At 78.2% G+C, this 11,110-nt stretch carries 9 protein-coding genes; all 9 read right to left on the minus strand.

What is annotated here, in order from left to right:
• Positions 1-70: 70 nt before the first annotated feature.
• Positions 71-637: a DUF4291 domain-containing protein gene (locus ABZ714_RS27230; RefSeq protein ID WP_358827982.1), complete on the minus strand. Its 567-nt coding sequence runs from the start codon at positions 635-637 to the stop codon at positions 71-73.
• Between the two features lie 108 nt (positions 638-745).
• Positions 746-1,123, minus strand: a complete 378-nt coding sequence (locus ABZ714_RS27235) for a hypothetical protein (protein WP_358827983.1) — start codon at positions 1,121-1,123, stop codon at positions 746-748.
• A 231-nt stretch (positions 1,124-1,354) separates the two neighbouring features.
• The gene (locus tag ABZ714_RS27240) at positions 1,355-3,199 is read right to left on the minus strand and encodes an ABC transporter ATP-binding protein (protein ID WP_358827984.1); all 1,845 of its coding nucleotides are present in this window, start codon (positions 3,197-3,199) and stop codon (positions 1,355-1,357) included.
• Positions 3,196-4,956 (minus strand): ABC transporter ATP-binding protein, encoded by a 1,761-nt coding sequence (locus ABZ714_RS27245; protein WP_358827985.1) that lies wholly within the window; start codon positions 4,954-4,956, stop codon positions 3,196-3,198. Before ABZ714_RS27245 ends, ABZ714_RS27240 begins: the two co-directional genes overlap by 4 nt.
• 124 nt (positions 4,957-5,080) lie before the next feature.
• Positions 5,081-6,220 carry a hypothetical protein gene (locus ABZ714_RS27250; protein WP_358827986.1) on the minus strand — a complete coding sequence of 380 codons (1,140 nt, stop codon included), beginning with the start codon at positions 6,218-6,220 and terminating at the stop codon, positions 5,081-5,083.
• Between the two features lie 704 nt (positions 6,221-6,924).
• Positions 6,925-8,304, minus strand: a complete 1,380-nt coding sequence (locus tag ABZ714_RS27255) for a YcaO-like family protein (RefSeq protein ID WP_358827994.1) — start codon at positions 8,302-8,304, stop codon at positions 6,925-6,927.
• 38 nt (positions 8,305-8,342) lie between these two features.
• Positions 8,343-9,884 carry a CocE/NonD family hydrolase gene (locus tag ABZ714_RS27260; protein ID WP_358827987.1) on the minus strand — a complete coding sequence of 514 codons (1,542 nt, stop codon included), beginning with the start codon at positions 9,882-9,884 and terminating at the stop codon, positions 8,343-8,345.
• Complete coding sequence (locus ABZ714_RS27265; RefSeq protein ID WP_358827988.1) at positions 9,881-10,756, minus strand: hypothetical protein; 876 nt, start codon at positions 10,754-10,756, stop codon at positions 9,881-9,883. Before ABZ714_RS27265 ends, ABZ714_RS27260 begins: the two co-directional genes overlap by 4 nt.
• 11 nt (positions 10,757-10,767) lie before the next feature.
• Positions 10,768-11,110: hypothetical protein (locus ABZ714_RS27270; RefSeq protein ID WP_358827989.1), on the minus strand; the 343-nt coding region annotated here is incomplete at its 5' end.

Genomic DNA, 11,110 nt, shown 5'->3' on the forward strand with positions numbered 1-11,110 from the left:
GCGGGCGGGGCACCGGAAGTCTTCCGGTGCCCCGCCCGTACGGATTCTCCGGCCCTACGGCTCCGGAGCCTCAGGTCCCGATGCCCAGGCGGGCGCCGACGGCGGCCGGGACGGGCAGGATCCGTTCCGGCGGCAGCAGCCGCTCGGCCTGCGCGGTCCGGCCCGCGCGGACCAGTTCACCGATCCGGCGGGCCCTGGGTGTGATGTCGGTGATCTCCGTGACCCACTCCTCGGCATAGGTACGGATCAGGGTCCGGCCGATCCCGATCTGGATGCTGTAGTGGTTCAGGGCCGCGCCCCGCGGGGACCGCTCGGGATCCCACTGGACATGGACCGGCGCGTCGGCGAGTACCGCGGGATCGCCGGTGGTGAGCGCGGCGGCGCCGAGCGCCTCGGTCCAGCCCTCATGGGTGATCCGGACCGCGAGGATCCGGGTCTGCCCCGGCTTGCGGGCCCAGTTGCTGCGGTGCATCAGCCAGTTGAACGACGGTTTGATCCAGGTCATCCGGCGGAACGAGAACGGCGCCGTGAACCGTCCGGCGCGCAGGGCGGCGTCGGCGACGGCGGGGGCGTACGCCTGATAGACGACGATCGTCCGCGCGTCGTAGTCGGCCCGGACGCTGTACTGCGAGGTCATACGCGTCACGCTCGCATCGAACGGCCGGGCCGGGCGACCGGTTTTCCCGGGCGTGAAGGGCACGGCGAGCCTCCTCCGAACCCGGAACGGATCGTTCCGGGGCGGGGTTCAGCGGTCGATCCGCCAGGCCGCGTCCGGGGGCGGGGCACCGGTGGCGAGGACGTGCGCCACGATCCGCAGCGCCTCCGGCAGCGGCACCGTGTCCTGGTCGGGGTACTCGTCGTCCTGTCCGTTGGCGAGGACGAAGCCGTCGCTCCACTCGTCGCCGGCGTCGGGGTCGACGGCGTGCTCCCCGGGGTCGCCGGGCCGTTCGAGCAGCATCACCATCGCGCGCCGGTTGTTGGAGAGCACCGCCAGGGACCGCCCGGTGGAGCTGGTCAGCCAGGTCTCCAGCTCGCCCCGGCCGGCCCGGGCGCTGAGCAGCGCCGACACGTCCCCCGGCGCCACGGGGGCCGGATCGGGGCCCACCGTCCAAGTCTCGGTCATGGGTCCGACCCTCTCACGGCCCCGGGAGGGGTCGTATCCCGCTCCCGGGCGCCGTTGTCAGTGGCGGCCCGTACCGTCGGTCGCGTGGGGTGATCCGGGCGGGCGGACGGGGGTCGTACGGTGCTGACTCGGTGGGCGGGCGGTCTACGGGCGGGCGCTGTCCGGCTGTGGCGCCGCCCGGTGCGCGGCGGGTGGCGGGATCCGGAGGCCGTGCGGCCTCCGGACGGGCCGTCAGCCGCGGGCCACGACGCGGGTGAACGGGCCGGGCGCGGAGGTGACCTCCTGCCAGGTGCCCTGCTGGACGATCCGGCCGCCGTCGAGTACGGCGATCCGGTCGGCGTGCCGGATGGTCGCCGGGCGGTGCGCGATCAGCAGGGTCGTACAGCGCGGCAGGGCCGTCAGGACCTCCGTGTCGCCGACGCCGTCGAGTTGGGCGGTGGTCTCGTCCAGGACCAGGACCCGGGGCCGGGTGAGCAGGGCGCGGGCCAGGGCGACCCGGGCCCGCTGGCCGCCGGAGAGGGTGGCGCCCCGCTCGCCGACCAGGGTGTCGTAGCCGTCGGGAAGCCCGGCCGCCACCCGGTCGACGCCGGTGGCCCGGGCGACCTCGCGGACCGCCCGGTCGTCGGTGTCGGGGGCGGCGAGCCGCAGATTCTCCATCAGGGTGCCGTGGAACAGGGGGGTGTCCTGGCCGACGACGGCGACGGTCCGCCGCAGTTCGGCGTCGGCGACGGCACGCAGATCGACGGCGGTGCCGTCGGCGCCGACGAGTTCGACCCGCCCGGCGGCCGGATCCCAGTAGCGGGCCAGCAGATGGGCACAGGTCGACTTGCCCGCGCCGGACGCCCCGGTGAGCGCCAGCCGCGTCCCGGCGGGCACCCTCAGATCGACGCCGGTGAGTACGGGCCGGTCGCCGTAGTCGGCATGGACCCGGTGGAACCGTACGGACAGCGGTCCTGCGGGGACGGGCCGGGGCTCGGCGGGCGGCGGGGCGAGTGCCGGGGCCCGTACCGCGTCGCCGACCCGGGCGGCGGCGGCCCGCAGTCCGCTGGCCTGTCCGGCGGCGGCGGTGGCGTCGGCGACGGGGGCGAGGGTGCCGAGGGCGAGCGCGAGGGCGGCCGGGGCCCAGGCACCGGCGACGCCGTATCCGGCGACGGCGGCGACCCCCGCGACGGCGCAGGTCACCAACAGGTCGCGGGCCGCCGCCGAGCGGGCTTCCCGGCTGTGTTCGGCGAGCTGGGCCCGGCCCAGGGCACGGCCGTCCTCCGCCAGTCGCTCCCGGCCGCGCTCCAGAGCGCCGAAGGCGAGCAGTTCGCGCAGCCCGTCGACGGTCTCGACGGTCCGCGCCGAGAGCCGGGCGGCGGCCCGCCGGGTGACGGCGGCCCGGCGGGCCCTGGTGCGGCCGTCCAGCATCGGCAGCAGGACCAGCAGGGCGGCGGCGGCGAACACCGGCGGCAGCAGCCCCGGCTCGACCAGCCCGAGCGCCACCGCGCCCGCGCCGAACACGGTCCCGGAGGCGGCGAACTGGGCCACGGCGTGCGCGTAGAAGAACTCCAGCGCCTCGACGTCGGCCAGGGCGGCGGACGCCAGATCGCCGCTCTCCCGGCCTTCGACCCGGGCGGGCGCGCTCCGGGCGAGCCCGTCGAAGACCCGGATCCGCAGCTCGGCCAGGACCCGGTAGGCGAGATCGTGGGAGAGGTCCATCTCCCACCAGGTGACAACCGCCCGTACGGCCACCAGGGCGCCCAGCGCGCCGATGACGCCGGGGCCGGGCGCGGTCCCCGCCACGACGGCCGTGCCGACGGTGTGCGCGGCGAGGACGACGAGGGTCACGAGCGCGGCCTGGGACAGCAGGGCGGCGACGAAGGTCCGTACGGTGGCGCCGCGATGGACGAGCAGGACGGGCAGCAGCGCCCGCAGGGCACCGGGCGGCGGCGACTCGGCCTCGCAACCGGGCCCGCCGGGACCGGGACCGCCGGGACCGGGACCGCCGGGACGGGGCCCGAGCCCGGGGCCGTCGTAGTCGGCTCCGCCGGTGGCCGGGTCGGTTCGGCGGGGGGTCGGGTGTGCGGATGTCATGGTGTCAGTTCTCCTATCCGCGCTCCGGTGGTCCCGGGCGCGACCGTGGCCGCCGTCGCCAGGCGGGCGTACAGACCGCCTCGGGCCAGCAGGGTGTCGTGGTCGCCGATCGCGTCGACCCGGCCGCCGTCGAGGACGACGATGCGGTCCGCGTCGCGTACGGACGCCAGCCGGTGGGCGACGACCAGCCGGGTCCGGCCGTCGGCGGCCCGGGTCAGGGCGCGGACGATGGCGGCCTCGGCTCGCTCGTCGACGGCGCTGGTCGCCTCGTCGAGGACGAGGACGGGCGCGTCGGCCAGCAGGGCCCTGGCCAGGGCGACGCGCTGGCGCTGGCCGCCGGAGAGGGTGGCGCCGCGCTCCCCGAGGCGGGTCAGATAGCCGTCGGGGAGGGCGAGGATCTCGTCGTGGACGCCCGCGACCCGCGCGGCGGACCGGAGTTCGGCGTCGGTGGCACCGGGACGGGCCAGCCTCAGGTTGTCCGCGACGGAGACCGGGAAGAGGTACGTCTCCTGGGAGACCACGGCGATCCCCCGCCGCAGCGCCGCCAGGGTCCAGGTGCCGAGGGGGCGGCCGTCGGCGGTGATCCGGCCGTGCGCGGGGTCGGCGTACCGCAGCAGCAGCCCGACGAGGGTCGACTTGCCCGCGCCGGACGGCCCGACGACGGCGGTGGTGCGTCCGGCGGGCGCGGTGAAGGTGACTCCGTCGAGGGCCGGGTTCCCGGCGCCGGGGTGGGTGTAGTGGACGTCCTCGAACCGGATCTCGGGGGCCTTCGGCCACGGTTCGGTCCGGGTACCGGTGTCGGGTACGCCGCCGTCGGCGGTCCGCAGCCGGGCGATGCCGTCGGCGGCGGAGGTCCCGAGGTATCCGGCGTGCCATTCGCGGGCCAGGTCGCGGACGGGCCGGAAGCACTCGGAGGCCAGCAACAGCAGCAGATAGGTACCGGTGCCGGTGGTGGTACCCGCCGTCGCGGACCAGCAGGCGACGAGGACGGCGGCGACCGTGCCGCCCTGGACGGCCAGGTCGGTGATCCCGGTGTCGACGAGGGAGACCCGGAGTTTGGCGACGGTGGCCCGGTGCAGCCGGTCGGAGTGTTCGGCGAGCCGGGCCCGGGTGCGTCCGGTGGCGCCGGTGGACCGCAGGGCCGCCATGCCCTGAAGGGCCTCCAGATAGTCGGCGGCGAGGGCTTCGTAGGCGCCCCAGTGCTGTTGGCCGCGCCGTTCCAGCAGCCGGTCCCACCAGCGGGGGGCGAGCAGGGCGACGACGAGCGCGGGGGCGATGACGGCGACGGCCGGGGGGTGGACGGCGGCGACGGCGGCCAGGACGAGCGGCGGCAGGAGGCAGGTGACGGCGAGTTGGGGCAGATAGCGGGAGACGTACGCGTCGACGCCCTCGACACCGTCCACGACGACGGCCCGGAGCGCCCCGGCGCGTTCGGCGCTGTCCCGGGCGGGCCCGGTGGTGCCGAGCCGGGTCAGCAGTTCGTCCCGGAGCCGGACCCGTACGGCCGCCCCGGCGGTGACGGCGGCCCGCCGCTGCCGGACGGTGAGCAGGGCGCGGAGGAGTACGGCGGCCACGACGCCCGCGAGGAGGGCGGGCAGTGGTCCGGTGTCGCCGCGGGCGGCGGCGGCGAGGGCGACGGCGAGCAGCGCGGCCTGGGCGAGCTGGGTCAGGGCGACGGCGGCGAGCAGCGCGGTGGCCCGGGCCAGGGGGCGGCGGGCGGTGCGGGCGGCGCGCAGCAACTCCGGATGGAGCATCATGCGACGGGTTCTCCTCGGTCGTCGGGGGCGGCCCCGGCGGTCCGGGGCATGGGCGGGGCATCGGCGGGGCGCGGATGCGGGTGGGCACGGGCGGAAGGGGGCGGGGCGCGGAGCCGGTGGCGGGTCAGGCCGTGGGCGTCCGGTCCGGTCTGCCGGACCGGGCGCGCGGGGGCCGCTTCCGGGGTGCGGTGCCGAAGGCCAGTCCGTGGACGATCCAGCGCCGTCCGGCGGGGCCGCCGAGTGCGGCGCCGAGGTCGGCGCGCTGCCAGGCGCCGACGGGTCGGGCGGGCAGTCCGAGGGCGGTGGCGGTCAGTTGGGCGTGCCCGATGCCGTATCCGGCCCGGAGGTGCTCGGCCCGGATCCGGGCGGGCGCGGCGGCCGTCGGGCAGCCGACGGCGAGGAGGACGGCGCCGGTTCCGGCGAGCCAGCTCTGTCCCGCGGCCCAGCGGGCGAGGGTGTCGAGTACGGGTCCGGTGGCCTCGGTCCTCAGTCCGCCGGGCGCGGCGGTGAGCAGGGCGGGGCGGGTGCCGCCGACGGCCAGCCACCAGTCGGGCCCGCCGGGCGCGGCTGACCCGGCGGCGGTCAGGACCCGGCGGAGCAGCCGGTCCGGAGGGCGTCCGGCGGTGGCGAGCACGTCCACCGGGGCGCTTCTGCGGGCCGCGATCACGGGGCGGGCCGCACGGCGGCGCGCGGTGTACCAGGTGCCGGTCCCCCGTCCGGACGAGGCGAGGAGGCGCAGGATGCGCCGGGCGTCGGCGATATCGGGATGCGGGGCGGGGTGCGGGACTCCGGTCGTCGGCGGCGGGCCCGGGGGACGGTCTTCGAGTTCGCCGTGCGGGGTGAGCCGGACAACGGCCAGCGGTATCTCGTCGGGTCCGGCGCCGGGGCGGGCGGGGCGGGGCAGGGCCCGGGGCGCCGGGTCGAGGCTGTAGCCGGGGGCGCCCGCGGCGACGAGCGCGGCGACGGCGTGCCCGGTGTCGAGCAGGGTCAGCGGCCAGGCCCGGTGCCGGTAGTGGGAGACGGTCCGTTCGGGTACGGCGCCGAGGATCGCGAACGCGCCGTGCGGTGGTGGTCCGGTGAGCGGTCCGGCGGGGTGCAGCCGGTGGGTGGCGGGGTCGTACGCGTAGTGCCCGGCGGGCAGTCCGGCGCCGGTCCCGGCCAGCAGCCGTACGGAGACGGGGTGCAGGGCCCCGGCGGAGGCGGCGGGCCGCAGCCGCCCGCCCGCGACGGAGTGCCGGAGTACGGGGTCGAGCGCGTCGGGCACGGGAAGGCCGTCGTCGGGACGGGCCGGGGCGGGGGCCCGGTACGGCAGATCGGGCCCCGGCGGCCGGGCCGACCGGGCGGCGGCGAGCGCGGCGGCGACGGTCGGCCCGTTGCCACGCCGTACGGGCGCCGGGTCCGGGGCGTCCGTACGGGCGGGGTGGCGATCGGGACCCGATCCCCGGCCGGGGTCCGGAGCATCCGCCGGGGCGGTGCGCGCCGTCCGCGTACGAGCGGGGTCGCCACCCGGCTCCGGGTCCGGGGCCGGCTCCGGGTCCGGGGCACGCGTACGGCCCGGAGCCGGCGCGGCCGTGCGTTCCGGATCCGGTACGGCGGTATCGCCCGGCTTTCGGGCGGGACGGGGGTACGGCACACCGGCGCCTCCCGAGTCCGGGCCGCCGGGCGGGCCCTGATCACCTGTCGGAGCGGCGCGCGGCGTGTCCGTGGTGCCGGGATGGCCATCCGGCTGCGGGCCCGGTCCGGGGCCGTCGCCGGGCGCGGCCGTACGGCCCGGATCCGGTGAAGGCGTCCGTACCGGGGCCGGCGTGTGTGCCGGGCCGTCGTCCCGGGCCGCCGGTCCGGACCCGGCCGGAAGCGGGGCGGACATGCCCGCCAGGCCCCGGCAGGCGGGCGCCGCGGCGTCGTGGCCGTCGGGCGCGTCGGGACCTTCGGGCGCCGGGGTGGATTCGGTGGGCATCGGGTCCGGCCTCACATGTGCGGCGGCGGGACGAGGGTGAAGTCCGCCGGGCTCGTGGGGCGCCGGGCGCGCCAGCCCCGGGCGAGGGCGGCGTCGGCGAGCCGGGGGCTGCCGAAGTAGCCGAAGGCGGCGGGCGCGTTGGGGATCAGTCCGGGGACGAGGACCCGGGCGACCCGCAGTTCGGTCCTGGCGACGTCCTCGGTGGTGAGGTCGGTGACGAGGACGCGGTGGCCGCCCTCGGCGAGCCGGGCGTCGAGGAGGGGCCGGTCGCCGGGGCGGAGCGCGGAGACGGGGACGGTGCCCTGCGCTGGGTGGGTGAAGCGGCGGGCGAGCGGCGCGGTCCTGGGGTCGAGCCAGACCTGGACATGGGCGCCGAGGTCGCGGACGGCGGCGAAGTCCTGGCCGCAGTCGTCGAGGTAGCGGCGGTCGGCGCGGTGGTCGAGGTAGAGGCCGCGGGCGAGGAGTCCGGCGTCGACGGCCTGGAAGACCCAGCCGTCGGGGTCGGTGGTGCCCTGGGTGAAGACCCAGGTGTGGACGGCTTCGAGGACTGCCTTGCGGACGGCTTCGGCGGGGTCGAACCGGCAGGCGAACCCGGCGGCGTAGAGGCCCCGTACGGGGTCGTGGGCGAGGGCGGCGGCGCAGGGCGCGAACTCGGACGGCAGCTCGACGGCGGTGATCTCCAGGTCGCAGCCCGCGAGGTCGTCGGCGAGGCCGGGCACGGAGTCGAGGTCGATGCCGCGGGTGGGTCCGTCGAGGTGCCACCACAGTTCCAGCGCGTCGCGTTCGACGACTTCCAGCAGGGCCCGTTCGACGGCGTCGCCGAGGCCGCGTCCGGTGGCGATGCCCGCGTAGTTGAGGTGGTGGGTGCGGGGCAGTTCGCGCAGGGGGCCCTGGCGCCAGTTGAGATGGCTGAGGGAGACGGGGACCCACCAGGGGTCGCCGTCGGGGGCGCCCGCTTCGGCGGCCCGGGTCCACAGGGCGGGGGTGTCGGGGGTGAGGCGCCGGTAGGGGAAGCCGGGGCGGTCGTACTGCCAGTCGGCGTAGGCGGGTACGGCGCCGGGCCCGTACACCCGGTGGCCTTCGGCGGTGAGTTCGGCGGCGGTGGCGCGGCGGGGGGCGTCGGGGTGGCCGGGCGGCGGGACCCGGTTGCCGCAGTAGCGCTCCACGGCTTCGGCGACGGCGGCGATCCGGGCGCCGTCGGGGTCGGCGAAGGTGGTGCCGAGGGCGACCCGGTCGGCGGGCCAGGCGCCGAGCCTGCGGGCGTCGGCGACGTTCGCGGTGACGGCGGTGTAGCGGGGCGGTGCACCGGCGGGGTGGGGTACGGGGGCGACGTCGCGGACGATTCCGCAGACGGGGTCCACCAGGTGGTCCACGGGCAGTGGCGGGGGCAGGGGTGACGGCGGGGCGGTGGGCCCGGCGGCCGTGGTGGTCATGCGGGTATCTCCTCGGAGAGGTCGGGTCGGGCGCCGTCGGGGCGGGGCCGGGCTACGGGCAGCAGCAGGGCGCAGTCGTCGGCGCGCAGGGCCCGGCCGGAGGGCCGGAGCCGGGTCGCGGTGACGGGGTCCTGTCCGGTGTGGGGATTGCGGGCGTGGGCGGGGAAGTGGTGTCCGGCGATCTCGGTCCGCAGCCGGGTGCCGCGCGGGATCCTGCGGGCGAGCGGGCCGAGGGGGACGGTGACGGTGGACCAGGTGCCGGGTGGCCGGGCGGTCCTGGCGCTGCCGACGGCGACGGGTTCGGCCCGGCCGGAGGGGTCGACGGCGACGATCCGGACGAACCAGTCGGCGGCCGGGGTGTCGGCGGTGACGCGCAGTTCGGCGGTGGCGGGCCCCACGAGGTGGGTGTCGTGGGGCAGCGGCCCGGTGACGAACAGGGCGCGGTCGGCGCGGCCGGGGTCGGCGCGCAGATCGTCGGAGCGTACGGGGTGTTCGGGGTCGGCCCGGAAGTCGCCGCCGTACAGCAGCGCGCCGTCGAAGGGCCCGCCGGTGAGGGGGATCCGGCGGGCCGGGGTGTCCGTGACGGCGGTCGCGGGATACCAGTACGGGGTCCCGGCGACGGCGACGGCGCCGCTCCGGCCCGCGGGCGGCCGTCCGGCGCAGACGGCCCGCGCCCAGGCGACGGTCAGGGCACCGAGGTCGATCCGGTGTTCGGGGCGGGCGCCGGGGCCGGGGTCGCGGGTCAGCCGGTGTCCCCAGGGGCCGAGGACGAGCCGGGCGGGGCCGCCCCAGGCGCGCCACAGGGCGAGGGTGTCGGCGGCGAAGGGGTCGTGGGTGCCGCCGATGGCGAGCAGGGGCGTCCGGGCGCCGGGGGCCCGGCGGACGACGAGGTCGGCGCGCGGGGAGCACCAGATGCCCGGCCAGGACGGCAGGGCGCGGCCGAGCCTGACGGGGAGTTCGGCGACCGGGAGATGGCGCAGCAGGTCAGGGTCGTGGCCGAGGCGCCGGTCGAGGGCTTCGGGGTCGGAGTCGGCGCGGTCGCCGTGCGCGGCCCACCAGCCGGCCCGGCCGAGGAGGCGTTCGACGCCGGAGGGGTCGCGGGCGGTCTCGGCGGTGCCGAGGGCGGGGACGGCGACGGCGACCGCGTCGGGCGGCGCCGCGGAGCCACCCGGATCACCCGGATCGCCGAGGACGGTCACCAGGGCGCAGTAGGCGGCGTAGGAGGATCCGGCGGCGACGATCCGGCCGTCGCTCCAGGGGCGTTCGCGGATCCAGCGGAGGGTCGCGGCGCCGTCGGCGGCCTCGTACGCGTAGGGCCGCCAGCGGCCTCCGGAGCCGTACCGGCCGCGGACGTCCTGGACGATCGCGGCGAATCCGCGCGCGGCCCAGGCGCGCGCCTCGCCCCGGTGGGCGCGGCGGCCGTAGGGGGTGCGGATGACGACGGCGGGGTACGGGCCTTCGGCGGGGCCGGACGGCGGCAGGACGACGTCGGTGGCGAGGGGGACGCCGTCGGCGGTGACCCGTACGGTACGCGTCACGGCGCGTTCCCCGGCTCGCCGGGCGGGCCCGGGAAGGGGGCGCACGGCGGCACCGGCAGGACGGGGTGGCGGGTGGTGCCGAGATCGCGCAGATCGACACCGCGCAGCACGGGCGGTACGGGCTCGGGACCGGTCCCGGCGGCGGCCAGCAGGTCGTGGACGAGGAGGGCGGCCGTGTGGGCCGCGGTCACCTCGGTGTGCCGGGGGCCGGTGTCGGCGGTCCGGGATCCGGCCCAGTAGGCGGCGAGTTCGCGGTGGGCGGGGGTGGCGGCGAGCCGGCGGAGCCGGAGGTCGGCGGCGGTGACGCCGTACGGTCCCCGGGCCGTCGGCTCGATCCAGACCCGGGCGCCCTCGCGGTGGCAGCGCGCCCAGAGCGCGCCGTCGCGGGAGAGCCGGTCGGCCGGGTCCCACAGGCCGGGCGGGACGGGCCCGTCGAGACACCAGACGACGGCGGTACGGGGCACGGCCCCGGCGGCGCGTTCGGCAAGCCGGTCGGGTGCGACGGGCTCGGGTTCGGCGCCCGCGGTACGGAGCAGCCGGGCGACGGGCCGGGTCAGGACCGGATCGCCCAGCAGGAGTACGGCCGTTCCGGCCAGGGGGGCCGCGGACCCGGGCGGGGGTACGCCGTCGGGGGCGCGGGTGGCGTATCCGGCCTCCTCGAAGGCGGCTACGAGCCGGTCCGTACCGGGATCGGGCTGTTCGTACGGGACCCCGGCCGGGTCCGGCGCGGCGCCGAGGCGCCGCAGGAGGGACGGCGGCGGTACGTCACCGGTGTCGACCCGGAGGAAGGTGCCGTCGGGGGTCCGCAGGGCGAGACCCCGGCCGGGCACGGTGACCAGGGCGGTCCCGGCGGAGAGACGGGGGGTGTTCACGGACGTACTCCTCAGCTCGTCTGCGCGGCCCGCCGGTCGGGCGGGGTCGACCGGGTGTTCTCGGCGGCTCCCCGCTCCCCGGCGGTGTCCGCGGAGAGCCGCGGACGCGGCCGGGAACGGCCGCGAGGGCTCGTGGTGCGCCAGGGGGCTCGGCTGGTCGGGACGGGCCCGGCGGACGAGTCCGGGGCCGCGGAACGCCGCGCTCGGTGGCGGGTGTTCGGTTCGGACCGGGCTGCGGGACCCGGCGGCCGGGGTCGTGCCCGGTACGCGTACTCGGCGGTGACCTCGCCCTCCTCGGGCGAGAACCGGAGCAGCCGCAGATTGCGGGACGCCTCGCCGGCGGGCTTGTCGGGT

The sequence above is a fragment of the Streptomyces sp. NPDC006798 genome (assembly GCF_040635975.1).
Taxonomy (GTDB): domain Bacteria; phylum Actinomycetota; class Actinomycetes; order Streptomycetales; family Streptomycetaceae; genus Streptomyces.